The organism is Sinobaca qinghaiensis (assembly GCF_003610495.1).
Taxonomy (GTDB): domain Bacteria; phylum Bacillota; class Bacilli; order Bacillales; family Marinococcaceae; genus Sinobaca; species Sinobaca qinghaiensis.
In genome coordinates this window covers 1-25,729 of record NZ_RAPK01000012.1, presented here as the reverse complement: position 1 = coordinate 25,729, position 25,729 = coordinate 1, and the positions used below count along the sequence as shown (strand labels likewise).

Here is a 25,729-nt window from a genome sequence, read left to right as displayed (position 1 = left end):
TTTTAAGAAGAAAGTTCAAGAATGGTGCCGGTTTTGGCATCCACAATAAAGTCCATCTGGCTTGTTCTGCCTTCTTTGGTACTAGAAAGGCCGCCGCGGTAAACCCGGTATTCCAGCTGGTCTTTTTTGTAGTTTTCCGGAGTCATATGAATCCAGGAGCCGTTAATGGAAATGTGATCTTTCACGTTTTCCTTTACCTTTTTCAAGGCTTTTTCGGGCGAGATTTGGTCCTTTGCAGTGCATTCACTTAAAGCATAGCCAGCTACGATTCCAACGCCGACCCCTACTAGAATATCGCTTGTTTTCATTATTCAAACCTGCCTTTCCATTTCTCGTTTCCACTTATTATATCGTATGGAATGATTTTTTCCAATGTCTATATATTCCCAAGGTAGATAAAAAGTTAAACCTTCGGTAAAATAAAACCAAATCGTTTGAGTCACGAAAGGAGTACAACATGAATCAGGAAACTATGGATATGTTTAAAGTACTTACAGAACTCCCGGGAGCGCCGGGGTTTGAACATCAGGTGAGAGACTATATGAGAACCGAGCTTGCCAAATACAGCGAGGAAGTTATTCAGGATAACCTGGGGAGCGTTTTCGGCGTAAAGACAGGAAATCCAGACGGCCCTAAAGTGATGGTAGCCGGACATATGGATGAAGTAGGCTTTATGGTAAAATCCATAAATGACAAAGGAATGATCAATTTTCAGACACTGGGCGGCTGGTGGAGCCAGGTGCTTCTGGCACAGCGGGTGCAGATTTTAACAGATAACGGACCCGTCACCGGGGTAATTGGTTCAACACCGCCTCACCTGCTCGAAGAGTCGCAGCGTTCCAAGCCAATGCCTTTGAAGAGTATGTACATAGATATTGGAGCAGATGATAAAGAAGATGCCTCCCAAATCGGGATCCGTCCCGGCCAGCCGATTCTGCCGATCTGCCCATTTACACCTATGGCTAATCCAAAGAAAATTATGGCTAAAGCCTGGGACAACCGCTACGGAGCAGGCTTGTCTATTGAGCTTTTGAAAGAACTGCAGCATGCTGAACTGCCTAATCGGTTGTATTCCGGCGCTACGGTGCAGGAAGAAGCAGGGCTGCGCGGAGCGGCGACCGCTTCGCAGATGATCAAGCCGGATATATTTTATGCTTTGGATGCAAGTCCGGCCAACGATGCGACCGGTGGAAAAGATGCCTTTGGACACCTTGGAAAAGGAGCCCTCCTGCGTTTATTTGATCGGACGATGATTACACACCGCGGCATGCGTGACTTTGTTTTGGATACCGCAGAATCAAATAACATTCCCTACCAGTTTTTTATGTCGCAGGGAGGAACAGATGCAGGACGGGTGCATACAACAAATGAAGGAGTGCCTTCAGCAGTCATTGGCATCTGCTCCCGTTATATTCATACGGCAGCCTCGATTATGCACGTAGATGATTATGCAGCAGCGAAGGAACTGATCGTGAAACTGGTTCAGAATACCGATCAGTCCACCCTGGACAGCATTAGGAGCCAGGTATAATTTGAACCCGTCTCCATTAATTACAGTCGGGTCTTTAAACGAAACCAAAATCAATGCCGTTCGTTCTGTGTATTCCGAAGCTTTACAGGTAATAGGAAAGCCTGTGGAGGTAACAATCAGCGAGCAGCCGATGAGCGATCAGGAAACAAGGCAGGGAGCGATAGAACGGGCCCGGGCCTGCTCAGATGAAGGAAATTGGGGAATTGGCCTGGAGGGCGGTATTATGCTGGTCGACGGCACATTGTATTTATGCAGCTGGGGCGCTCTTGCTGATGGAAGCCGGGTATATACAGCTTCCGGGGCGAGACTGGCACTGCCTGAAGAATTTCTCATCTCTCTCCGGGAAGGAAAAGAGCTTAAAGACATTATGGACGACTATACCTCACGAAGCGGAGTCAGTCATCAAGAAGGAGCTGTCGGCGTGTTTACAAATGGGATGATCTCGAGAACGTCTATGTTTTCCCACATCGTGCAGCTGCTGGAAGGACAGAGACAGCATTTCAGGCAGCAGTAAAAGAAAAAGAACGCTTCTCCGCTATGGGAGGAGCGTTCTTTGCTGCTTAATCAAACACATAAGCCAAAGCCTGGAGCGCCTGCCCGGGTGTTTCCACCACCGCATTTGCTTTATTTGCCAGTTCTTTGACAGGATGGTGCAGTTCTTTAGGCCGGATAATAATAAGCGGCTTCTGCATGGTCAGGGCGGCACTTGCATCCATAGCGGTGTTCCACTGCTTGTACTGTTCTCCAAACAATGCAACAACGACATCGGATTTCTGCATTAACAGCTGTGTCCGCAGATTATTAAAGCTCGAAGCTGCTTCATCTTTTGCGATGGAGTTTGGCTGTTTTCCTAAAATTTCTTCCCCAATATTATCAGAGCGCTCGTGATTTTCCATTGGTCCGGAAAAGGTGAGCGGAAGGTTTTTATCTTCTGCTTTCTTCCGAAAGTCCTCTCGCCAGTTGTCATGTATCTGGCCGGCTAGATATACGTTTAACTGCATCAATGATTCCTCCTTCTGTCTCTCCCTATTCATAGCCTTTTTCGCTTTACATAAAACCTGCTTGTAATCCGGAGAGTGGATTATTATAATAGAGAAGTTGAAGAAAAGTAAATGACAGGAGGCTCTTGGATGAAGTCCTTTTTTTTGCGTAAGGGTGTAAACATATCTGTAAAGACATACGGAGTGACGGCGCTGAGCTATATGGCTTTAGGTTTATTTTCTTCCCTTATTATCGGTTTAATTATTCAAACAGTTGGTGAACAGGTGAATTGGCCCTTTTTTATAGATATGGGTACTCTTGCCATGGGACTGATGGGCCCTGCTATAGGGGCAGCCATAGCATATGGCTTGAAAGCACCGCCGCTCGTTTTATTTTCGGCGGTAGTGACAGGAGCAGCCGGGGCAGAGCTTGGCGGCCCGGCTGGAGCCTTTATTGCCGCTCTCCTGTCTATTGAGCTTGGTAAGCTCGTCTCTAAGGAAACAAAGCTCGATATTATTGTAACGCCTTTTGTAACTATTGCATCCGGATTTACAGTGGCTTCGTTTGTAGGACCCGTCCTGCAGAGTGCGCTTGTTACCTTCGGCGAGTTGATTATGTGGGCAACAGCCCAGCAGCCGTTTATAATGGGAATACTCGTTGCGGTGCTCATGGGACTGGCGCTCACTGCGCCGATATCAAGCGCAGCTATAGCTATTATGCTCGGGCTGGAAGGAATAGCGGCCGGAGCGGCTACCGTAGGATGTGCCGCCCAGATGGCAGGGTTTGCCGTAAGCAGCTATAGGGAAAACGGAGTAAGCGGTCTGGCAGCTCTTGGAATCGGAACCTCTATGCTGCAGGTCCCCAACATTATTAAAAACCCTTTAATACTTATTCCGCCTACAGTGGCAGGGGCTGTGTTTGCTCCATTATCAACGATGGTTTTTTTAATGGAAAACAACGCAGCCGGTGCAGGGATGGGTACAAGCGGTCTGGTTGGTCCTATCATGACGCTTGAGAGTATGGGCTGGACCTGGGGGATTGTCGGTCTTATTTTTCTTCTGCAGATCGCGGGGCCGGCCGTGATCAGTCTCAGCCTCTCTGAGTGGATGCGGAAACGAAATTGGATTAAACTAGGGGATATGAAAATAGATCAAGGATAAAAAAAGGAGTGTCAGCCATATGAAAAATATACACACTAGAGAAGAATGGAATGAAGCGATCAAAGAAGAAGCCGCAGTTATTATGTTCTCTGCCGGCTGGTGCCCGGACTGCCGCGTCATTGAACCGGAGCTTCCTGCTATTGAAGAAGAGTATTCTTCCTTTACTTTTTATCATCTGGACAGAGATGAGCTTATTGAGATCTGCCAGGAACAGGGTGTTATGGGAATTCCAAGTTTTCTAACGTTTTCAAAGGGCAGTGAACTCCATCGTTTTGTAAGCAGGGATCGAAAAACACCGGAAGAAATTAAGCAGTTTCTTGATGAATCATTAAAAGAAAAGGCGTAAAATAATAAGATAAACGGCGCTATCTACAGCAGGTTCTGTGAAGCGCCGTTTGCATGTAACAAGGTCAGGAGGCCGTTAATATGGAAATTAATGAATTGAAATCAATACTTGAAAAAGAGCTGGCCGGCAAAAACCGGGTCATGTCCTATGATGAAGAAACCACCACACTCCGGGTAGATCATACAACGATTAAAAAAGGGGTAGAGCTTGATCTGAATAAATGGCTGGCAAAACACGGGGATAAGGCGGAGGAATCGGTAGAGGATGCGGTTCGTTTTATTACCGTTTCATTGGAAGCAATGGAAAAAGATATTAAGATTAAAGGACGCGAAGCCTATATTTATCCGGTTATCCGCTCCACCTCGTTTCCGACGGAAAAAGGAAACGGGCAGAAATTGTTAACATCCGATCATACTGCAGAAACAAGAGTATACTATGCTCTTGATATGGGAGAGGCCTATACGCTGCTTGATGAAGATGCTCTGGCAGCGGAAGGTTTGTCGGAACAGACAATTAAAGAAGCTGCGCTGTTTAATCTGCGCTCGCTTGAGGTATCCTACAAAACAGAAACGGTTGCGGGAAATACTTTTTATTTCGTTAATGCAAAAGACGGGTATGATGCAAGCCGGATCTTAAACGAGAAGCTTCTTGAAGAAATGGATGCTAAAACATCCGGAGAGCTTGCTGTAGCTGTTCCGCATCAGGACAGCCTTATATTTGCGGATATTCAAAACCAGCAGGGCTTTGATGTGCTCGGCCAGATTGTGTTCCGCTTTTTCCACGATGGCAAAGTGCCGGTAACCGCTCTTTCCTTCACGTACGCTGATGGTAAACTAGAACCTGTGTTTATACTGGCAAAGAAGAAGCCGGACCGTAATTAAAGGCTCATTTTTCAGCGGACCTGTGGTACAATATGGTACGAATGTGCAGAAAAAGGAGAGCTTACAATCATGAACGTTTTTTATAACAAACAGGGTATTGGAGATACACTACTTGTCTCTTTAAAAGAAATTGCAAAAGAAAAAAGAAAAACAGAAGTACTCGGCAGCGTAGCGAGGCTTTACCACGAACAAACAAAGGAAACGACCGGTTATACAATCTTTTCCGCTTCTTCCTATGGAACGATTCACGGGGAGGGAATGCTTGCAGTGGATGAAGAGCTGGTGGCGTTAATCCAGAAGGCGCTCGATGAAAATGGAGTGAAAGAAACGGTGGCAGTGCCGGCTGAACCTTCTTTTGTAGTAGGTTATCTTGAGGAGATTGAAAAGCATCCGGATGCGGATAAGCTGAACGTCTGTCAGGTTAATATCGGCAGCGGAACTACGCAGATTGTCTGCGGAGCTTCCAATATCGAAGAAGGCCAGAAAGTGCCCGTTGCGCTTCCAGGTGCCTATATGCCGACTGGAATGAAAATAAAAAAATCAAAACTCCGCGGCGTGGCTTCCAACGGAATGATTTGTTCTGCAAAAGAACTTGTCCTGCCTTCCCACCTTCAAAAAGAGGGAATTTATATCCTAAATGAAGAATATACGACCGGAGAGGACTTTTTATCCCAATATCACGCAAAAAAAAGTGAAAAATAACGAATAAATCCACTAGCGGGGCTAGTGGATTTTTTCCTGCTCCTTTACAATAGAGAAAGAACGGCTGATACTTAAGCTTAACACCGACAGGAGTGAAATATAAATGGCCGGATCATTTCAACGATGGATGCAGTCCCTTCAATCATTTTTTCTCGGCGAAGATGAAAATGATTATATTGAAGAAAAAAATGAAAAACCAACAAGTGAACCTAATCAGAAGGGCCGCGTGAAACAGCCCCCTTTAACTCCTATAAATATGACAGATAAAAAAATAAATCAGGCAGAGCCTGTGGAACCATTTAAACGAGAAAAGAAAAAAGAACAGCGTGTACTTCATCATTATCCGCAGAAAGGTCAATTCCGCTTTCCGCTGTCCCTCGATGAAACAGAAGCAGACGTGGAACAGCAGGAGCCGGGAGAACAGGAAGCAAACAGCGCTGCCAGACAGCGCCGGCAGAACATCTATGATATACCTGCGTTTGAACGGAATAAAAAAGACAGGCCGGCTTTCGTTCCAAAAACAGAGAAACGACCATCACAAAGAACAGAAAAACGTCCGGCAGAACCTTATCAGAAGCCAAAACGTCCGGAGAAGCGGATGGACCCGGTTCATGAACCGGCCGCTTCCGACAAGACAGAGTCAGGCTACTTCCAGGGGAGGGACTTTAAAGCACGACACATTCCTTCTCCTGTATTTGGTTATGAAAATTTCCCGCTGCACCGCGACTCGTTAAAGAAAAAACCAGAATACAAACAAACAGATATACCGAAGGCCGATGAGCAGAAAAACCGGGAATATCAACAGAAACAAACGGAAGCACCTCCTTCTTTCGAACAGAAAGAGCTTAAAAAAAAAGCTTATCTTTACCCGGAGGAACAAGAAAAGCAACCTTCAAATCCCCCCGCTGGTGAAAAAATAGACATTCCAAAGCCGAATGAAAAGCGGAAAATAGAAGCGCGCCGGGCTCCGGTCATCGAAGTGAAAGACGAAATAAATGAACAGACCGGCAGAAAAGAAGAATCGAAGGTGCGTACTCTTTCTTTCGAAGAGACACGTTCCCAGGAAAAACCATCAAGCACAGCAACAGAAACCAGGCCGGAAACCGCTTCAGAAGAAACACGGGAAAAGAATCCGTATAATGTAATGATGCCTGCAAAACGGAGGTTGAACTCTCAGCCGGCCGGCAGAAAAAACAAAGGCGGCTATATTTATCCTTCTCTTTCTTTATTAAACCCGCCGCTTCGTGTCTCAAATGATGATGAGGCATCACTGGCCGCACAGCAGGAGCAGCTTGAAGCAGCGCTTCGCAATTTTAATGTAAAAGCCGTGGTTTCCGAAGTAACAAAAGGACCTTCCGTTACAAGGTTCGAAGTTCAACCGGCGCCGGGAGTGAAAGTGAATAAGATCACTAATCTGACAGACGACATTAAGCTTGCTATGGCTGCGAAAGATCTTCGGATGGAAGCCCCGATCCCGGGGAAAAATGCCATTGGAATCGAAGTGCCTAATGCAGAAAGCCAGCCTGTATTTTTAAGAGAGATTCTGCGCCGGGACGTATTCATCCGCAGCGAGTCTCCGCTGACGGTAGCGCTTGGCCTTGATATATCCGGTGCCCCGATTACAGCAGATCTGCAGACGATGCCCCATGGGCTGATAGCCGGTGCTACAGGGTCAGGGAAAAGTGTCTGTATTAACTCTATATTGATAAGTCTGCTCTATAAAGCTTCTCCAGAGGATTTAAAGCTGATGCTGATCGATCCAAAAATGGTGGAACTCGCTGCCTATAAAGATATTCCCCATCTCGTGACTCCGGTTATTCATGATGCAAAAGAAGCAACAGCAGGTCTGAAATGGGCGGTTCAGGAAATGGAAGACCGCTACAGAAAACTTGCGCATGAAGGAGTAAGAGACAGCAGAAAATATAACGAAAAAATGCAAAAGCAGGGAAATTATGCGTCTAAAATGCCCTACATTGTCATTGTGATTGATGAATTAGCCGACTTAATGATGGTGTCCCCTCAGGAAGTAGAAGATTCAGTCTGCCGGATTGCCCAGAAAGCAAGGGCATGCGGCATTCATCTGCTTCTTGCGACCCAGCGTCCTTCTGTAGATGTTATTACCGGATTGATTAAATCCAATATCCCTTCCAGAACAGCGTTTGCGGTATCTTCCCAGATTGATTCACGTACGATTCTTGATATGGGTGGAGCAGAAAGACTGATCGGAAAAGGCGATATGCTGTTTTATCCAAATGGAGCGCCCAAGCCGATTCGGGTTCAGGGTACGTTTGTAACCGATGAAGAAATTGAGGCAGTGACAGATTTCGTGAAAAATCAAAGCAAGCCGGATTACTTTATCGAACAGGATGAATTAATAAAGCAGACCGAAGCTGTTGAAGTCCAGGATGATTTATTTGAAGAAGCCTGCGTGTTTGTCAGCGAGCACCGCGGGGCTTCCTCCTCCCTGCTTCAGAGAAAGTTTTCCATCGGCTACAACCGGGCAGCCAAGCTGATTGACCTGATGGAAGCAAAAGGATTTGTGTCAGAAGCTATGGGAAGCAAGCCGAGAAAGGTACTTGTTTCGCCGAGAGAACTAGAAGACATGAGCCACTCCTAAGACCTGGCAGGTGCCCTGCATTTCTCCTTTTAAATGCAAAGTCTTGTCAATTACTTTAAGGTTCTATATGATAAGAGATAACAAATGTAACAACCATTTTCCTAAGGCTTCAAACAAACAGGCAGGCCGCTTATGCGGAACTGCTGTCATGCTTTCCAGGCAAGCTGATTTCTTACAACCAGGGAGGGAGCTCTTATGGAACAGATTCAGCTGAACATTCTTTTGGAGTTTGTTTATCCGGAGGTTCTGGCTTTGTTAACAGATTACGAAAAAAATATTTCGATTGTGCTGCAGTACGGATTTGGCAGCGTGAAAGCAGAAGATGCACAGGAAATAGTAGAAGCAGTTATTATGGAACAAGGAAAAACCGCCTTGATTCACTAAATGAATACGATTTAGGCAGGCACCGTTATCTGGAATACTGCCTATCAATCAAATGAAGTCCGCGGCATCATGCGCGGACTTCATTTTAAGATTATCTACTAAATAAAGATACGGCCCCGAAACTATCGTAAAGGCCCAGTATACAAGGAGTCTGTTTATGCCAAAAGAAATAGAATATAAGATGCGCGGAGAGATCAGCCGTTTAACAAATAAGACATTCAAGTTTGATGAGCGGGTGGGAGAAGGCTGGTTTTCTGCTGTTTACTTTTTAAAAACAAGAGAAATTGCCAGAAAGTATAAAACCAAAGATATTGTTACTACGCAGTTTTTTCAAAAAGAAAATGCGGTACTGTGCGGCACGGATGAAGTCATTGCTTTAATTAAAACATTTGCGGAAGATCCGGAAAGCCTGGAGATTCTGTCTTTAAAAGATGGAGATAAAGTGGCTCCTTATGAGACAGTTCTTTCTGTAACAGGACCTTATCAGAACTTTGGTTTTCTGGAAGGGGTCATCGATGGTATTTTCGCGAGAAGAACTTCAGTGGCAACAAACGTATATGACGTAGTAAAAGCAGCCCGTCGTTCCGGCAGGCAGAAGCCAGTCATTTTTATGGGCGACAGAGATGATCACTTTACGCAGCAGGCAGGAGACGGCTACTCCGCACATATAGGCGGTTCAACGGCCCAGGCTACGCATGCGATGAGCGAATGGTGGGGAAAAAAAGGAATGGGAACGATGCCCCACGCTTTAATTCAGCTGTTCCAGGGAGATATCGTTGAAGCTACGAGAGCTTACAAGGAGACATATCCGGAAGATGAGCTGATGGCGCTGGTTGATTATAATAATGATGTTATTACGGATGCATTAAAAGTAGCCCGTGCCTTTGGAGAAGATTTAAAAGGAGTGCGAGTGGACACATCCAACGGAGTAGTAGATCAGTATTTCTGCAGAAACCCGGAAGTGATGGGGGCTTTTGATCCACGAGGCGTTAATCCGGAGCTTATATTCGCTCTTCGTGAAGCACTTGATGCAGAAGGTTTTCAGCATGTGAAAATTGTAGCCAGCGGCGGTTTTACAGTCGACCGGATCGCGATGTATGAAGACCAGCAGGTTCCGATTGATATGTACGGGGTCGGGGGCAGCCTTCTTAAAATTCATATTGGCTTCACAGGTGACAACGTGCTTCTTAATGGAGAACATGAAGCAAAATCAGGCAGGAAACACCGGCCGAATCCACGTTTGGAAAAAATTAATTAGAAAAGCAGGGGTGCCTCATGTCAAATGATATTCCTGATTTTCAGGCATACAAAAAGCAGCAGCAGGCGGAGGCGGATGAAGCGCTGATTTCTTTATTGAGCCGTTTTTCGGAATGGGTGGAGGCCCATACCAATCTTCGTGAAAAAGTGAGGGCGAAACATTTATTTGAAGAATGGACCGGGTGTCCGACTGCTGAGCTCGAACAAGGGGAATGGAATATAAATTTTTTGGACTGGATGAAATACGACTATAAAAGCGTCGCGGGCTCCAGGCTGTTTGATCAGTTTATTAAAGCGGAGGCAGCCTCGCTTTCTTCGACCCAGCGCCAGCTGGCTGCGCTGATTATGGTGTCAGCTCTTGAACTATTTTCCATAAATGAACGCAAAGGTTCCATTTTAGATGGGCGGTTTTTTCTGGAGACCCCTTCTAAATCAACCGTTCATCTATTTCCATCCGAAGCAGCTGATCCCTTCCCATTACCCGTTGTGCTCGTACGAACGATTACATACCGCGGCAAAACGTATTCCCTTCATAGACCGGCGCCGGTTTGCTTAAATGAAAAAGAAGCAGACTATTATTGGAACAGCGAAAAAAATGGCAGGCGTTCCCCGGAATACAAGAGACTTTTTGCAAAAGATCATGGTATTATATGGTACAGGCATGTTCTAGGTCATTAGCAGGATTATAAGGACATTTATTGGACGGCAGGCACCTATCTGCTATAATGATGAAGTGTTTGCCTGAGACTTGATTTAAAGGTCCCTGCCCTACAGCAGGATGAATACTGGAGGTATTTAACATGAATACGCACCATCTAATTGGAATTAAAGGATCAGGAATGAGTGCGTTGGCACAAATCCTGCATGATATGAAGATACCAGTACAAGGTTCTGATGTAGAGAAGCCATTCTTTACACAGCTTCCTCTCGAAGAAAGAGGCATTCCCATCTATCCCTTTCAGGAAGAGAACATTAAGGAAGGCCAGGTTCTTATCTCTTCAGCTGCCTACGGGGAAAATCATGAAGAAGTAAAGCGTGCAAAAGAATTGGGTATGACTGTTATGGAATACCCGGTGTTTCTCGGAGAATTTGCAAACCGTTTTACTTCTATTGCCGTAGCTGGCTCCCACGGTAAGACGTCAACGACAGGTCTCTTAGCCCACGTGCTGAGAGCATATAAACCGACTTCCTATCTAATTGGAGATGGGACAGGAAAAGGCGAGGAAAACAGTGCGTTTTTTGCGTTTGAAGCATGTGAGTACCGTCGTCACTTCCTGGAATATCAGCCGGATTATGCGATTATGACAAACATTGATTTTGATCATCCCGATTACTTTAAAGACGTAGACGATGTAGTCGATGCTTTTCAGGAAATGGCACAGGGCGTGAAAAAAGGTATTGTAGCCTGTGGTGATGATGAGCACCTGCAGAGCCTGCATGCCTCTGTCCCAATTATGTATTACGGCATTGATGGTAAATATGATTTTAATGCGGATAATATTCAGACGAGTGAAGCGGGCACTTCATTTGATGTGCATATTAGAGGAGATCGTTATGGTACGTTCTCCATTCCCGGCTTTGGCCGCCACAATGTGCTCAATGCACTGGGAGTTATTGCACTCTGCCACTATGAGGAAATGCCGGCAGAAATTATCAAGAAACAGCTGGAGAGCTTCGGCGGCGTGAAGCGCCGGTTTTCAGAGAAGAAAGTCGACAATCAAATATTGATCGATGATTATGCCCATCACCCAACAGAAATTAAGGCAACCATTGAATCAGCCCGGCAGAAATACAGCACCAGAGAAGTAATTGCTGTTTTTCAGCCTCATACGTTCTCAAGAACCCAGGCATTTTTGGATGATTTTGCAGAATGCCTGAAGCAGGCGGACCATGTTTATCTTTGCAGCATATTTGGATCTGCCCGTGAGCAGAATACAGAATTAACAATCGAAGACCTTCAGAGAAAAATTCCAGGAGCCTCTTTGATTTCCGAAGAAGATATGGATCAGCTTAGTAAGCACAAAGACGGCGTTATTTTATTCATGGGTGCCGGCGATATTCAAAAATTTCAAAAGGCCTACGAAAATGTAGCGAACGTGCCGGAATAAAGATAAAGCGCCTGTTAAGATACAGGTGCTTTTTTTTATGAAAGACGGAGGAAAATTCAATAAAAAGATAAAACCTTCTTTTCTTATAAGAAAATTTAGTTAAAATAGAGAAAGAATGATAATATTAATGTTTCACTTTCCAGTAAGAGTGGTATTTAAAATAGGTAAAGAAGGAGGTGCAGTACGTTTATGGAAATCTTACTCTACATAAGCGCATTAATCGTTGCAATAGCGTTTGCTGTGCTTGTTATATTCATTGTCCAGACGCTTAAAGCTGCTTCAAGCACGATGCAGAACGTGGCAGGAACGCTGGACCGTGTAGAGAAACAAGTAGAAGGTATCACAACGGAGTCGGAACATCTTGTACAGAAATCAACATTAATTGTGGATGATGTACAGAAAAAATCCCAATCTTTGAATGGACTGTTTGAGTCGTTGAAAGATGTTGGTGATTCAGTGCAATCAATAAATTACACTTTTAAAGAAATGTCTGATACCGTTACGACGCAGTCCAAACATCAGTCTGATCAGGTAGCCCGCGCAATGCAGTGGGGAAACGCAGCTATTGACTTATACACGAGATGGCAGGCAAGACAGCCGCATCCCGAATCAACGGCTCAAAATACGAATACGACGACTGGGGGATAATCAAAATGGCAGATACTAATTCAAAAGATTTTTTGATTGGCACGCTGATTGGCGGTATTGCAGGCGCCTGCGCCGCACTGCTGCTTGCTCCTAAGTCTGGAAGCGAACTCCGTACTGATATTACGGACAGCACCAAATCAGCTACCACCAGAACTTCCGACTTCACAAGCACCGCTTATGATAAAGGATCGCAGTGGGCGTCTACAGCTAAGGAAAAATCATCTACTATTGCCAAAAGCGTCAGCGAAAACTCCAATGAATTTTATGACAGAGTAAAGTCAGCTGCATCCGATGCAGCCGGCAACGTGAAAAGCGATTCAGAGAAAACGGCGGATGAGCTTGCTGATGAATTAACAGAAGAGCTGGAGCACGCAGACAGCGAGCAGTCTTCAAAAATTAAATCAGAAGTAGAAAAACTTCAATCCGACTTGAACAATAACAAACCTTCAAATTAAAAGGAAAAAGCCCGCATCTAAAAATGCGGGCTTTTTAATGGGATCAAACAAAATTTTATAACAAAATTTATTGAATAAAAGCTTTTGATTCAGCATAAAACGCTTTAACGCTTAAAAGCGTCTAATTAATAAAGAAAAAAAGGCTGACATAGTAATAAACTTCGTTTATAATAGCAGTATAATCATAAAAAGCAGAAAAGACTAGGGAGTGGAGCAGGTTATGAGTAACGAACAGCTGGATGCACTAAGAGACGAGCTAGATAAAGTAAACCTTCAAATTTTGGATTTGATTAATGAAAGAGCTTCTTTGGCTAAAAAAATCGGCCAGGTGAAAGATACAGGAGGTAAAAATAGATTTGATCCGGTAAGAGAAAGAAACATGCTTGATTTAATTGCTGAAAACAATAAAGGACCTTTTGAAACGTCTACGGTTCAGCATTTATTTAAGCAGATCTTCAAAGCAAGTCTGGAAATTCAGGAAGATGACAACCGTAAAGCCCTTCTTGTATCACGTAAAAAGAAACAGGAAGATACTATCGTTGATCTTAAAGGAGAGACTATAGGAGACGGCAATCAGCGCCTTATTCTTGGCCCATGTTCAGTAGAAAGCTACGAGCAGGTATACGAAGTAGCTAAAGCAATGAAAGCGCAGGGACTGAAGCTTCTCAGAGGTGGAGCGTTTAAACCGAGAACGTCTCCTTATGATTTCCAGGGTCTCGGTAAAGAAGGCCTCGAAATTCTTAAAAGAGTAGCAGATGAACTTGATATGGTTGTTATCAGCGAAATTGTAAGCCCGAAAGATGTAGAAATGGCTACAGAATACATCGATGTTATCCAGATTGGCGCAAGAAACATGCAGAACTTTGAACTCTTAAAAGAAGTTGGTAAAGTAGATAAACCTGTATTGTTGAAAAGAGGCCTTTCTGCGACGATTGATGAATTCATCAATGCAGCAGAATATATCAGTTCCGAAGGTAATTCAAACATTATGCTTTGTGAGCGCGGTATCCGTACGTATGAAAAAGCAACGCGCAACACGCTTGATATTTCAGCCGTGCCTATTTTAAAGCAGGAGACCCATCTTCCGGTCCTTGTGGACGTAACACACTCAACAGGCAGAAGAGACCTGCTTCTTCCAACAGCGAAAGCTGCACTTGCTATTGGAGCAGATGCTGTTATGGCGGAAGTACACCCGGATCCTGCCGTAGCGCTTTCCGACTCTGCCCAGCAGATGAACATTCCACAGTTCCAGGATTTCCTGACATCGCTTCGTGACTCAGGACTATACAAATACTAAACGATTCAAACGATAAAAGAGGAGAGTAATCGACCTGGTTCGATTCTCGCCTCTTTTGTTTTTGTTTGGATAAAACGCTTTATTATTTGCTATACACAGGAAAATAGAATAAGATCGTATAGGAAATATTTTATGAAAAAATTAATAAATTTTCATGAAATACACAAGAATAAGGCTTAAAGGAATTGCAGAACCTCCTTAAGTTATAATATGATAGCAATAAATGTATGAAGTAAAGATGGAAAAAAAGGAGGCCTTTCATTGAATACAACTATTTATGACGTAGCAAGAGAAGCGGGAGTATCGATGGCTACGGTGTCCCGTGTAGTAAACGGAAACCCGAATGTAAAGCCGGCAACAAGAAAAAAGGTGCTCGATGCCATTGAACGGCTGGGGTATCGTCCAAATGCTGTCGCAAGAGGACTTGCGAGCAAAAAAACAACCACGGTAGGAGTCATTATCCCGGACATTGCCAATATCTTTTTCGCTGAATTAGCCCGTGGTATTGAAGATATTGCAACCATGTACAAGTACAATATTATTCTGTGCAACTCCGATCAGAATAAGGATAAAGAGATCAGCCTGATTAACACGCTGTTGGAAAAACAGGTGGATGGAATTTTATTTATGGGCGGTGAAATCACGGAAGAACATGTGACGCAGTTCAAGCGTTCTCCTGTGCCGGTAGTACTGGCTGCCACAGTGGATCAGGACGGCGAACTTCCTTCAGTGAACATTGACTACCAGCAGGCTTCTTTTGATGCAGTGACAGAGCTTATAGAGGCTGGACACAGCCGTGTAGGTATGGTGTCCGGTTCTCTCGAGGATCCGGTGAACGGATTTCAGAAGTTCAGCGGCTACAAAAAAGCATTTACTGAAAAAAACCTCGACTTTGATGACTCTTTAGTAGCCATCGGCGACTATACGTATGATTCCGGTATTCAGGCCGCAGATACACTCATGAAAGTGAGCAATCCGCCGAGTGCTATTTTTGCAGGAACAGACGAGATGGCTTTAGGAGTTATTCACGGCCTTCAGGATCAAGGAAAAAAAGTGCCGGAAGAAGTAGAAGTAATTGGCTTTGATAATACGCGTCTTGCAACTATGGTGAGACCAACACTGACGACAGTAGTGCAGCCTATGTATGATATTGGTGCGGTATCGATGAGACTGCTGACAAAGTATATGAACAAAGAAGAAGTAGATGAAAAAGTAGTAGTACTTCCGCATAGATTGGAATATAGAAACTCAAGTACGCTGAAATAACAGGACTTAATAGTTTGGTCCGCAGAAAAAGCTGCATCTCTGTTTGAGAGACGCAGCTTTTTTATATGGGATTTTATTGCGGCTGAAGCGTTCATAATCGCCTGCAGACAGAAGCGGTGCCTTATTTTTATTTCTTCGTTTTCTTTTCATTTCGAATATAGTACAGCGATTTTTCCAGTGTTTTTTCATTTTTTCCGGTTATCTCTGCCTGACGGGGAATGTGCTCATACATATCTTCCGGATCTGTCCATTTATCCGGAAGCGGGTGCGGCGACTGCTCCTGCCAGGTTTCTATCCATTGAGGCGGGATTGGATGCTTTAAAAGATCCTGACGGTTTATCATTTCCAGCCACAGCATAGACCATGCTCTTGGTACAACTCTCCAGATATCATATCCTCCGCCGCCTACGGCAATCCATTTTCCTCCGCAGTATTTATGCGCAAGCTTGTGCGCTAGGCGGGGGATCATTTCGAATGTTTTAATAGTGGAGGACAGATGAGTCAAAGGATCGTAGTAATGAGCGTCCGCGCCGTTTTGAGTGAGAATGACGTCAGGTTTAAAAAAAGCAGCAGCTTCTTCTATCGCCGTTTCGTAGCAGGAGATAAACGAATCATCTTCCGTAAAAGCATCCACCGGCACGTTAATAGAAAAACCAAATCCCTGGCCCTGTCCTTTTTCATTAACGCTTCCAGTGCCGGGGAATAAGTACCGGCCCGTTTCATGAATGGAAAGAGTACAGGCATCCGGCGTGTCATAAAACGCCCACTGCACACCATCGCCGTGATGGGCATCGGTATCAATATACAGCACACGGGCTCCGTAATGACGGCGCATGTATTCAATCGCAATCGCACTGTCGTTATATATGCAAAAGCCTGAAGCACGGCCGCGGAACCCATGGTGCAGCCCGCCGCCAAGATGCAGGGCGTGCTGAGCTTTATTCTGCATAACGGCGTCTACGGCGGTCAGTGTACCGCCTACGAGCAGGGCAGATGCTTCATGCATATTTTTGAAAATAGGGGTATCCTCTGTACCTATCCCGTAGTTGGCAGCAATTCCCTCACTCAATGTACCCTTACCAGCTGCCTGAACAGCTTCAATGTAAGCGTCATCATGAAAGAGGTTAATTTCTTCGTCTGTTGCCATACGGGGAGTAAGTATGTCGTCTTCCTGAATAACATCCAGGGAAAGAAGAAGGTCATAGGTTAAACGAAGACGCAGATGGTTAAAAGGATGGTCATCATTAAACTTATACTGCATCTGGTCCTCTGAATAGACGAAAACAGCATCCTTAGTCATTACTCTATCCCCGGAAAGTGAGGCCACTTTACATGATAGCCTGCTTCTTCAATCATTCTCATGGTCGGCCGGGGGTCCATCGTCTGAACCCGGAAGGTAAGCACTTTATGTGTGAGGTCTTCGCTTGGATAAACGAGTACGCTCGTTATATTAATTTTATGCTTTTTGAATAAAGCTGACAGGTCAGCCAGATGACCATAAATGTTTGGAACGACTACCTCAATTTGTGAGGAAGGCTGATGGGCCCCGGTAAGCTTTACAATAGTATGAAGAACTTTAGTTTCTGTCAGCATACCGACAAGTTTATCGTCAACAGCGACAGGGAGGGCGCTGATATCGTTTTCAAATAATACAACGGCTGCTTCCTCTACAAAATCGAGCGGGTGGGCTGTAATAACAGGGTACTTCATAATATCCGACACAGGACGGTTTAATTCTTCTTTCAAAGCATTCAGCTGAAACACAGATGGACTCGCATCTCTTATGTCACGGTCGGAAACGATACCTACAATCAGCATATCCTCATCAACAACAGGAATATGACGGATACGGTGTTTCTGCAGCAGATCCATTGCCTCCTGAATGGTAGTATCTTTGTTTATTTTTACCATGTCTGTTTTCATAATCTCTTCAACGAGCATATTTATGTCCTCCTTTTTGCAGTTAGTACATGAAGCGGTTAGTGAACCGGATAGCATCGAATTTCTGCATGGAAGATTGGGAAACTCTGCTGCCGACACGTACCATAAGGCAGTTGGCCGGGTGGGAGCTGATTTCCGGATCGTCTGTTGCCATCCATTCGAGACCGCCGGCATTCATCATTTTTTCCATTACTTTTCGATATTCCCAAATGCTCAGGCCGCTTCCTTTTAAATCCCAGTGCCAGTAATATTCTGTTGTGATGATAATAAAATCCTCCACCGCATCATCAAGCATGGAGAAAGTAAGCAGATTGGAGCCTAGTTTAGCTCCCCGGTAGTCTTTTGCTACCTCGATCGCACCAAGTTCAAGGAGTTCTTCCATTTCTGCTTCCGACCAGCGTTCCAGGGGATCCGGATACACAAACGTGACGTAACCGACAATTGTGTTGTCGTCCACTACAACGTTAATACGGCCTTCGGGAAGGTCGGCAATACTAATAAGCGCTTTCTTTTGTTCAGATGGAGAACGGAAAGCGACCAGTCCTTCGTGCAGTTCGTACTCATGAATTTTTTTTCCGGATATAGGACCTTCAATAAGCAGTGTTCTGCCGTTGAATTCCAGTTCCTTCGAATAGTATTTCTTCTTATGGTTCATCCAAGTACCACCTTTTAGCATATAATGAACTAATGATAGAATTACTTTTATTATACAACACCTGAAAAAAATATTGGGGATTTAAGGGAATTTCTTCGGCAGAATCCCTACAGTAACTAATAGTCAGCGTCAGAAAGCCTAAATTTGCCAGATTATAAATTGAAGAAATATTCATATTATATTATAATGTGTAATAGAACACATATCATTTAGCAGAAGGGGTCGATCATCAATGCAACTGAAAGCGCTTCCTCCAAGAGACGGAGATCACAATTTAAAAAGTTATGAAGATACAGTGAAGACATTTAAATGGGAGGATATTGAGAAAGAATTTTCCTGGTATGAGACAGGTAAAATAAATCTGGCTCATGAAGCGATTGACCGGTACGCGGATATGCCTGAAAAGAAAGATCAAATAGCACTGTATTACAGCGACGCTGAACGAAATGAAGAATATACGTTTGAGCAGATGAAAAAGCATACAAATAAAGCAGCAAATATGATAAAAGAAGCAGGAATCGAAAAAGGAGACCGCTTATTTATTTTCATGCCAAGGTCCCCCGAGCTGTATTTTGCTATTCTGGGTGCTATTAAGGCAGGAGCAATTGTAGGGCCGTTGTTTGAAGCCTTCATGGAAGGCGCAGTCAGAGACCGCCTGGAAGACAGCAGTGCAAAGGGTCTTCTTACAACGCCTACTTTATTGGAAAGAGTGCCTGTAGATGATCTTCCTGCACTCGATACGGTATTTATTTACGGAGAAGATGTAAAAGAAGAAGGTCCGTATCTGGACTTTAATTCAAGAATGAGTGCCGCCAGCGACGAATTCGAGCCGGAATGGATGGATAAAGAAGATGGAATGATTCTTCATTATACTTCCGGTTCTACAGGTAAGCCAAAAGGCGTGCTTCATGTCCATAATGCTATGCTGCAGCACTACCAGACAGCAAAATGGGTGCTTGATCTAAAAGACGACGATGTATACTGGTGCACAGCCGACCCAGGCTGGGTTACAGGAACATCCTACGGCATTTTCGGCCCATGGCTTGCCGGAGCTACCAACGTAGTGAGAGGAGGCCGTTTCAGCCCGCAGGACTGGTACCAGACACTGCAGGATTATAAAGTAACAGTATGGTACAGTGCTCCAACAGCCTTTAGAATGCTGATGAGCGCAGGGGATGAAGTAGTAAAAAAATATGATCTTTCCAAATTAAGACATATTTTAAGCGTAGGCGAACCTCTTAATCCCGAAGTGGTAAGATGGGGCGAAGAAGTATTCAACCTTCGTATTCATGATACGTGGTGGATGACTGAAACAGGGGCGCAGATGATCTGTAATTTCCCATCAATGGAAATAAAGCCCGGTTCTATGGGCAAGCCGATTCCAGGCGTAAAAGCTGCGATTGTAAATGACCAGGGCGAAGAGCTCCCGGCAAATCGAATGGGTAACCTGGCTATAGAAAGCGGATGGCCTTCCATGATGAGAACGATTTGGAACAATGAAGAGAAGTTTAACAGCTATTTCGAGGTGGCAGGCTGGTACATTTCCGGTGACTCCGCGTATATGGATGAAGACGGCTACTTCTGGTTCCAGGGAAGAATTGATGACGTAATTATGACGTCCGGTGAACGTGTCGGACCGTTTGAAGTAGAAAGCAAACTGGTTGAACATCCTGCTGTTGCTGAAGCCGGAGTAATAGGTAAACCGGATCCTGTCAGAGGCGAAATTATTAAAGCATTTGTTGCGCTTCGCGACGGTTATGAAGTAACTGATGAGCTGAAAGAAGAGATCAGGGTCTTCGTTAAAGAAGGACTGGCAGCTCATGCGGCTCCACGTGAAATTGAGTTCAGAGACAAACTTCCTAAGACAAGAAGCGGAAAGATCATGAGACGTGTGCTTAAAGCATGGGAACTTGATCTTCCAACAGGTGATCTATCTACAATGGAAGAATAATATACGCTAAAAACCCCCATTCCTAAAAGGAATGGGGGTTTTAGTGAGAGTTGATCGGAAAATGGTTTATTCTTCCTCTGGTTCCGGGCTGTCTTCTGATTCAGTATTTTCCTCAGGTTCAGCATTTGCCTGGGTATCGGAACTGTTCTCCGTTTCTGAACTAGAATCAGATTCCGAACTGGAATCCGGTTCCGGACTGGAATCAGGTTCCGGATCTGTATCGGGTTCTGTTTCTTCTTCAGTTTCTTCCTCTTCTTCCCGATTTACCGGAGTAGAGCCGCTGCCTTGAGAACCGGTTTCCTCTTCAGACTCTGTGCTGGTACCACTGCTTTCCTCAGGCGGAGTCTCTGAGCCGGAGGACTCATCCGTTTCTGAACCTGATCCATTGGTATCGGCGGGTTCTTCCACAGGGGCTTCTTCCTGCGGCTCTTCTGGAGTTTCTTCCGGTTCAGGGGCTGGTTCTTCCGATTCCTCCGGAGTCTCTGGTTCTTCAGCAGGTTCAGGAGAAGAATCCTCTTCAGCCGGCGGGTCAGTATTATTATCTGAAGGTGTCTGTTCTTCACTGCCGCCGTTGTCGGAAGAGTTTTCCTCTTCATTTGAACCATTACTGCTTCCAGAATCTTCTTCATTTGAAGAATTGTTTTCGTCGTTATTTTCTTCTTGTGGACTTTCTTCAGGAGATTCCTGTTCCTGCTCAGTGCTGTTTATTTCTTCTTCTGTAGTAGAAGAACTTTCTTCAGAAGACTCTTCCGATTCTCCGGAATCTTCGTCCGGCGTAGTAGAAGGCGTAGATTCAGTGCTTTCGTCTTCCGTGCTTTCATCATTACTTGATTCTTCGTCGTCTGTCTCCGTTGTTCCGGAAGAAATGTCTGTGCTTGCAGAATTAGAAGATTCTCTTCCGCGGGTATCTACGGCTCTGACAGTGAAAGTACCGGATCCAACGCTGGCGGAAGTGTTGTCTTTTCCTACAACAGTATCTTCAACACTGCTGCCTTCATATATCCTGTAGCCGACAATATCATCATCCGAATGTTCCGACCAGGTAAGCTCGTCTCCGCTGCCTGATACCCCTGAAACAGTAGAAGGATCTCTTTCATTATCAGGTGCTTCCCGGTCTACCGTAATATCTCCTATATCTTCAGGGAAATACTCTGCCGGGTTATCAATATCTTCGAAGTAATCTTCATCCATAATAATTCCTGATAGAGTAAAGTCATCCGGTGTTTCATCGTAGGCAGTGTAGGTGCTTCCGTCAATTTCTACGAGGTCGCCTTCCTGCAGGCTGTCGTCTTCTTCCGTTGGTACAAATTCTTCATTCATTAAATCTGTTACAGCGAGTCCTGCTTCTTCACACATCGGAGAAACAAGCAGGCCGGATAAACCGCATATTTCTTGTTCAACGATTCCATCAGGTTCTGCAAAGGTGCTGTCTGTATTTATGGCATCAGGGTTTGCTTCGTTTGCAGCATTCATCAAGTCCGCCCATATGTTCTGGGTGCGTTCACTGTAGGAATAGCCGTTGTAGGGGCTTTCCAGCTGATTCTGCTGTTCACGGTTATCATAGCCCAGCCAGATGCCCATCGTGACTTCCGGGTTCATTCCTACAAACCAGGCGTCTACCTGATCGGTTGTTGTTCCCGTTTTTCCGGCCCAGTCTCCGTCAGCATCGAGGTAGGAAGAGAGCTGGGAGGCTGTACCAGGTGATTCAAGAACATCACGGAGCATATCAACCATTAAATAGCTCGTCTGTGGTGAAAATATTTCTGTTTCTTCCGTTTCATGTTCGTAGGTTACTTCTTCATCATTTTTCTTTTCGATACGTTCTACCATATAACTCTCATGGTACTGGCCTTCATTAGCAAATGTCGAAAAAGCGTTCGTATTCTGCGATACGGTAACACCGTTCTCCAGGCCGCCCAGAGCGGTTGATTCAACGGGTTCCTCTTCAGAAAGTCTCGTGAAGCCAAGACTTTCCAGGTGATCTTTAGCTTCCTCCTGATCCAGCTCCCAGAAACTCCTGACCGCAGGAATATTCTGCGAGCGCTGAAGTGCTTCGCGGACAGGGATAAAACCTTCAAAACCACTGCCGGCATTGTTGATCTCGGTTCCGGTAGTATAGTCTGTCGGTACATCCGCTACAGTAGAACCTGGATGTAGTTCGCCACTATCCAGCAGAGGACCGTAGGAAAGGAGCGGTTTCATAGTGGAGCCGTTCTGTCTGAACGTTTGTGTAGCGTGATTTAGATTTTGGGTTTCATAATCTCTGCCGCCGACAAAGCTGATGATGGCTCCTGTCTCATTATTAATCATCATTGCGCCGACTTCTTCCTGCTCGGTTATGTCACCGTTCGTGCGATCCGGACCGAACCACGTAGAGCTTTCAATGGATTCCTGCATGCCGTCATATATACTTTTATCTACTGTGATATGAATATCATATCCACCGATGGCGAGATCTTCTCTTGCATCCGCCGTATATTGTTCAAGCGTCTGCTGACGTTCTTCTTCATCCATTGCATCCAGATCTACATCGTCTTCTTCAAGCATCTGCTCGCGCAGAACTGTCGATGCCTCTCTTTGAACTTCACTAGTGATATAAGGGTACTCATCTGTAACGGTATCACTTGGCTCTGCTAAATTTTCTTCAATATCATAAGCCATTGCTTCATCGTACTCTTCTTCAGAAATGTAGCCTTTTTCATTCATATCATTTAATACGCGGTTTTTTCGGTTAATGCCTGCTTCGAATTCGTCTTTAACTGTTCCGTTATTTTCAAAAGGCGTATATCCGTATGGATTCTGGGGCAGTCCTGCAATAAAGGCAGCTTGGGCGATATTGAGTTCTGAAGCCTCCACGCCAAAGATTCCTTCAGCTGCAGACTGGGCGCCTGCGATATTCAATCCATTTGCATTCCGGCCGAAAGGCACCAGATTGAGGTAGGCTTCCAGAATTTCTTCTTTGCTCAGGTATCCTTCAAGACGAAGGGCAAGCAGAATTTCTTTTGCTTTTCTTTCAAAGCTTACTTCGTTGGTTAAAATTTGATTTTTAATAACCTGCTGGGTTAACGTACTGCCCCCGGTCTGGACGCTTGCATTGCTCATTTCCTGGTATGTAGCCCGGAACAAAGCAGTAAGCACGATGCCGTCATGGTCATAGAAATCTTCATCTTCAGTGGCAATGATTGCATCTACGAGGTTATCGGAAATATCATCAAGTGGTACCTGCTTTCTTTCAATATCGGCAGGAACGTTGCCGAGAGATTCACCACCGGCAAAATACATATCACTGGCCTGCTCATAATCATAAATTTCCGCCCGCATTTCCTCTTCATTCAGTGCTTCCTGATCATCGACCAGAGATACAAAAAAGCCGGCACCGACTGATCCGATAAAAAGGATAGACGAAATAGCAGCAATGACAGCAACAAGAACAATATTTATAATAATATTGGAACGGGAATAAGATTCTTCTCCCAGCTGTTTTCCTCTAAACCAATCCACTCGTTTATTTGCTTTGTATAAAAAATTTTTCATGCAGCGACCCCCTAAATTTCTAGCTCATTATAGCATAAAAAAGACCTATATTTAAACCAGAGGCCATCGGCATCGATGCTTGACATCTCAGAAAAAACGGTGTTAAATGGTGATTATCGTAAATAATACAAAAGCGCAGACGAAATGAAGTAGCTTTTTAATCCCTGTATCAGAGAGCCGGCGGCTGGTGAAAGCCGGTACATATTAAAAAGTGAATTACGTTATCCGAGCTTCTTTAGTAAATGAAGACGGCGGCCGCCGTTAACGGCTTGAGTGAAAAGCTTTGCTTTTAAAAAAGGGTGGTACCGCGGTAAACATCGTCCCTTTTATTAAAAGCGGGCTTTTTTTATTTGCCTGATGGCCGCAGCGTATGAGTGGTTAAATCAAAAAAGGAGAGACATAATGACTATTTTACAGGATTTGGAACAAAGAGGACTAGTAAATCAGGTTACTGACAGGGAAGGGCTGGAGGCACTTTTAAACGAAGAATTCATTACGCTGTACTGCGGATTCGATCCCACAGGTGACAGTCTTCATATCGGTCACCTGCTTACTATTATTACAATGCGCCGGTTTCAGCTGGCCGGGCACAAGCCGCTTGCTTTAGTAGGAGGCGCAACAGGATTTATTGGGGATCCAAGCGGGAAAAGCGTGGAACGGTCGCTGAATGAAGAAGACGTAGTGAAAATGTACAGCGAGAGAATCCGCAGCCAGCTGCAGAAGCATCTTGATTTTACGGGAGACTATGGAGCAGAGATTGTAAATAATTTCGACTGGATTGGGGAAATGAGCGTTATTACGTTTTTACGGGATGTTGGAAAGCATTTTGGCGTCAACTATATGCTTTCTAAAGAATCAGTGGAATCGAGAATTAAGAATGGTATTTCTTTTACAGAGTTCAGCTATCAGATTCTTCAATCCCTGGATTATCTCCATCTGTTTAAAGAAAAAAACTGCCGCCTGCAGATCGGCGGCAGCGATCAGTGGGGTAATATTACGGCAGGGCTCGAGCTTATCCGCAGAAAAAGTGCGGATGAAGAACAGAAAGCAGAAGCATTTGGCTTTACCATTCCCCTTGTTACAAAAGCAGACGGCACAAAGTTTGGTAAAACAGAAGGAGGAGCAATCTGGCTCGATCCGTCTAAAACGACGCCGTATGAGTTTTACCAGTTCTTAATAAATACAGATGATAGAGACGTTATTAAGTTTCTACACTACTTTACGTTCCTTCCGGCGGAAGAAATAAAAGAATATGAACAGAAAATGCAGGAAGCACCGGAAAAAAGAGAAGCCCAGCAAAAGCTGGCTGAAGAGTTGACAGCATTTGTTCATAGTAAAGAAGCAGTAGAGCAGGCACAGAATATCTCCACAGCCTTATTTGGGGGAGGCGATGTGAAGAAGCTTTCCGCAGAAGAAATCGCCCAGGGATTTAAAGATGTTCCTACCCATCAGGCAGGGGCGGAAGAAGAGCCCGGTTTAATTGATACGCTTGTTGAAGCAAAACTGTCGCCTTCCAAACGACAGGCTAGAGAAGATATTACAAATGGAGCTGTATATATAAACGGTGACCGGTGCACCGACCTGCAAAAACAATTATCCGCTGAAGATAAAATCGGCGGCAGGTACACTATTGTTAGAAGAGGAAAAAAGAAATACGCGCTAGTATCATTTAAGTAGAAAAAAAGCAGCCGGTTGGTAGTGCACCCCAAAAGTTAGAGTAAAATCTAACGTTTGGGGTGTTTTCTTTGGCTAAATATAGTGATGCGTTTAAAGAACAACTGGTTCAGGAATACCTTCGCGGTCCTAAAGGATATAAACGGTTGGCTAAAAAGTATGGGCTACCGTCCATGAGTCCGATAAAAGAATGGGTCGATGCTTATCGACTCTTGGGCCGAGAGGGATTAAAAAGAAAAACGAAAAAAAGCACCTACACTGGTTCCTTTAAATGGGATGTTTTATACTGGAGAAAACAAAGAGGAGCTTCCCTTCAGGAGACGGCGGAGGCCTTCGGCCTC

Annotated in this window: 24 protein-coding genes and 1 other annotated feature; of the genes, 18 read left to right on the top strand and 6 right to left on the bottom strand. The window is 44.6% G+C overall.

All coding sequences use genetic code 11. The features are described 5' to 3' along the window. Nucleotides 1-2: 2 nt before the first annotated feature. Nucleotides 3-308, bottom strand: coding sequence for a PepSY domain-containing protein (locus tag ATL39_RS15880; RefSeq protein ID WP_120194363.1), 306 nt, complete (start codon nucleotides 306-308; stop codon nucleotides 3-5). A gap of 149 nt (nucleotides 309-457) precedes the next feature. Here ATL39_RS15880 and ATL39_RS15875 point away from each other — a divergent pair, with 149 nt between their 5' ends. Then, on the top strand, nucleotides 458-1,531 hold the full coding sequence (locus ATL39_RS15875) for a M42 family metallopeptidase (RefSeq protein ID WP_120194362.1): 1,074 nt from the start codon (nucleotides 458-460) through the stop codon (nucleotides 1,529-1,531). 1 nt (nucleotide 1,532) lies between these two features. Then, entirely contained in the window at nucleotides 1,533-2,045 is a 513-nt protein-coding gene (locus tag ATL39_RS15870) for a DUF84 family protein (RefSeq protein ID WP_245961012.1), read from the top strand. Nucleotides 2,046-2,091: 46 nt separating this feature from the next. Here the strand turns inward: ATL39_RS15870 and ATL39_RS15865 are convergent, their stop codons facing one another. Beyond that, nucleotides 2,092-2,532: a YtoQ family protein gene (locus ATL39_RS15865; protein WP_120194361.1), complete on the bottom strand. Its 441-nt coding sequence runs from the start codon at nucleotides 2,530-2,532 to the stop codon at nucleotides 2,092-2,094. Between the two features lie 129 nt (nucleotides 2,533-2,661). On the opposite strand from ATL39_RS15865, the gene ATL39_RS15860 reads away from it, so the two are divergent. The 13 genes from ATL39_RS15860 to ccpA all read left to right on the top strand — a co-directional run bounded on the left by ATL39_RS15860 (nucleotide 2,662) and on the right by ccpA (nucleotide 15,633). Then, entirely contained in the window at nucleotides 2,662-3,672 is a 1,011-nt protein-coding gene (locus ATL39_RS15860) for a PTS sugar transporter subunit IIC (RefSeq protein ID WP_120194360.1), read from the top strand. Nucleotides 3,673-3,691: 19 nt separating this feature from the next. After that, the gene (locus ATL39_RS15855) at nucleotides 3,692-4,018 is read left to right on the top strand and encodes a thioredoxin family protein (RefSeq protein ID WP_120194359.1); all 327 of its coding nucleotides are present in this window, start codon (nucleotides 3,692-3,694) and stop codon (nucleotides 4,016-4,018) included. 80 nt (nucleotides 4,019-4,098) lie between these two features. Beyond that, on the top strand, nucleotides 4,099-4,899 hold the full coding sequence (locus tag ATL39_RS15850; protein ID WP_120194358.1) for a DUF1444 family protein: 801 nt from the start codon (nucleotides 4,099-4,101) through the stop codon (nucleotides 4,897-4,899). Nucleotides 4,900-4,968: 69 nt separating this feature from the next. Beyond that, entirely contained in the window at nucleotides 4,969-5,601 is a 633-nt protein-coding gene (gene ytpR, locus ATL39_RS15845; RefSeq protein WP_120194357.1) for a YtpR family tRNA-binding protein, read from the top strand. Nucleotides 5,602-5,704: 103 nt separating this feature from the next. Continuing rightward, on the top strand, nucleotides 5,705-8,218 hold the full coding sequence (locus ATL39_RS15840; protein WP_120194356.1) for a DNA translocase FtsK: 2,514 nt from the start codon (nucleotides 5,705-5,707) through the stop codon (nucleotides 8,216-8,218). 195 nt (nucleotides 8,219-8,413) lie between these two features. Beyond that, the gene (locus ATL39_RS15835) at nucleotides 8,414-8,602 is read left to right on the top strand and encodes a hypothetical protein (RefSeq protein WP_120194355.1); all 189 of its coding nucleotides are present in this window, start codon (nucleotides 8,414-8,416) and stop codon (nucleotides 8,600-8,602) included. A 157-nt stretch (nucleotides 8,603-8,759) separates the two neighbouring features. Then, nucleotides 8,760-9,860, top strand: coding sequence for a nicotinate phosphoribosyltransferase (locus ATL39_RS15830; RefSeq protein ID WP_120194354.1), 1,101 nt, complete (start codon nucleotides 8,760-8,762; stop codon nucleotides 9,858-9,860). A gap of 17 nt (nucleotides 9,861-9,877) precedes the next feature. Further along, nucleotides 9,878-10,537 (top strand): hypothetical protein, encoded by a 660-nt coding sequence (locus tag ATL39_RS15825; RefSeq protein WP_120194353.1) that lies wholly within the window; start codon nucleotides 9,878-9,880, stop codon nucleotides 10,535-10,537. A 122-nt stretch (nucleotides 10,538-10,659) separates the two neighbouring features. Further along, the gene (gene murC / locus ATL39_RS15820) at nucleotides 10,660-11,967 is read left to right on the top strand and encodes a UDP-N-acetylmuramate--L-alanine ligase (protein ID WP_120194352.1); all 1,308 of its coding nucleotides are present in this window, start codon (nucleotides 10,660-10,662) and stop codon (nucleotides 11,965-11,967) included. Between the two features lie 189 nt (nucleotides 11,968-12,156). Continuing rightward, nucleotides 12,157-12,615, top strand: coding sequence for a DUF948 domain-containing protein (locus ATL39_RS15815; RefSeq protein ID WP_120194351.1), 459 nt, complete (start codon nucleotides 12,157-12,159; stop codon nucleotides 12,613-12,615). A 5-nt stretch (nucleotides 12,616-12,620) separates the two neighbouring features. Beyond that, on the top strand, nucleotides 12,621-13,070 hold the full coding sequence (locus ATL39_RS15810) for a YtxH domain-containing protein (RefSeq protein ID WP_120194350.1): 450 nt from the start codon (nucleotides 12,621-12,623) through the stop codon (nucleotides 13,068-13,070). A gap of 220 nt (nucleotides 13,071-13,290) precedes the next feature. Continuing rightward, nucleotides 13,291-14,367 (top strand): bifunctional 3-deoxy-7-phosphoheptulonate synthase/chorismate mutase, encoded by a 1,077-nt coding sequence (locus ATL39_RS15805; RefSeq protein WP_120194349.1) that lies wholly within the window; start codon nucleotides 13,291-13,293, stop codon nucleotides 14,365-14,367. A gap of 261 nt (nucleotides 14,368-14,628) precedes the next feature. Further along, nucleotides 14,629-15,633: a catabolite control protein A gene (gene ccpA, locus ATL39_RS15800; RefSeq protein WP_120194348.1), complete on the top strand. Its 1,005-nt coding sequence runs from the start codon at nucleotides 14,629-14,631 to the stop codon at nucleotides 15,631-15,633. 127 nt (nucleotides 15,634-15,760) lie between these two features. Here ccpA and ATL39_RS15795 read toward each other — a convergent pair whose 3' ends face one another. Genes ATL39_RS15795 through ATL39_RS15785 form a run of 3 tightly spaced genes read right to left on the bottom strand, consistent with a single transcriptional unit; the run spans nucleotide 15,761 to nucleotide 18,229 of the window. Next, complete coding sequence (locus ATL39_RS15795) at nucleotides 15,761-16,933, bottom strand: acetoin utilization protein AcuC (RefSeq protein ID WP_120194347.1); 1,173 nt, start codon at nucleotides 16,931-16,933, stop codon at nucleotides 15,761-15,763. Next, complete coding sequence (locus tag ATL39_RS15790; RefSeq protein ID WP_120194346.1) at nucleotides 16,933-17,574, bottom strand: acetoin utilization AcuB family protein; 642 nt, start codon at nucleotides 17,572-17,574, stop codon at nucleotides 16,933-16,935. Before ATL39_RS15790 ends, ATL39_RS15795 begins: the two co-directional genes overlap by 1 nt. Before the next feature lie 22 nt (nucleotides 17,575-17,596). Next, the gene (locus ATL39_RS15785; protein WP_120194345.1) at nucleotides 17,597-18,229 is read right to left on the bottom strand and encodes a GNAT family N-acetyltransferase; all 633 of its coding nucleotides are present in this window, start codon (nucleotides 18,227-18,229) and stop codon (nucleotides 17,597-17,599) included. A gap of 232 nt (nucleotides 18,230-18,461) precedes the next feature. On the opposite strand from ATL39_RS15785, the gene acsA reads away from it, so the two are divergent. Further along, nucleotides 18,462-20,180, top strand: a complete 1,719-nt coding sequence (gene acsA, locus ATL39_RS15780; RefSeq protein WP_120194344.1) for an acetate--CoA ligase — start codon at nucleotides 18,462-18,464, stop codon at nucleotides 20,178-20,180. 66 nt (nucleotides 20,181-20,246) lie between these two features. Here acsA and ATL39_RS15775 read toward each other — a convergent pair whose 3' ends face one another. Next, nucleotides 20,247-23,714: a transglycosylase domain-containing protein gene (locus tag ATL39_RS15775; RefSeq protein WP_211327005.1), complete on the bottom strand. Its 3,468-nt coding sequence runs from the start codon at nucleotides 23,712-23,714 to the stop codon at nucleotides 20,247-20,249. Between the two features lie 127 nt (nucleotides 23,715-23,841). Further along, nucleotides 23,842-24,042 (top strand) — a binding site (T-box leader). A 71-nt stretch (nucleotides 24,043-24,113) separates the two neighbouring features. On the opposite strand from ATL39_RS15775, the gene tyrS reads away from it, so the two are divergent. Together tyrS and ATL39_RS15765 are read left to right on the top strand one after the other, a co-directional pair. After that, nucleotides 24,114-25,391 (top strand): tyrosine--tRNA ligase, encoded by a 1,278-nt coding sequence (gene tyrS, locus ATL39_RS15770; RefSeq protein WP_281270906.1) that lies wholly within the window; start codon nucleotides 24,114-24,116, stop codon nucleotides 25,389-25,391. 68 nt (nucleotides 25,392-25,459) lie between these two features. After that, nucleotides 25,460-25,729, top strand: a 270-nt coding sequence (locus ATL39_RS15765) for a helix-turn-helix domain-containing protein (RefSeq protein WP_170146892.1), incomplete at its 3' end; no start/stop codon positions are given.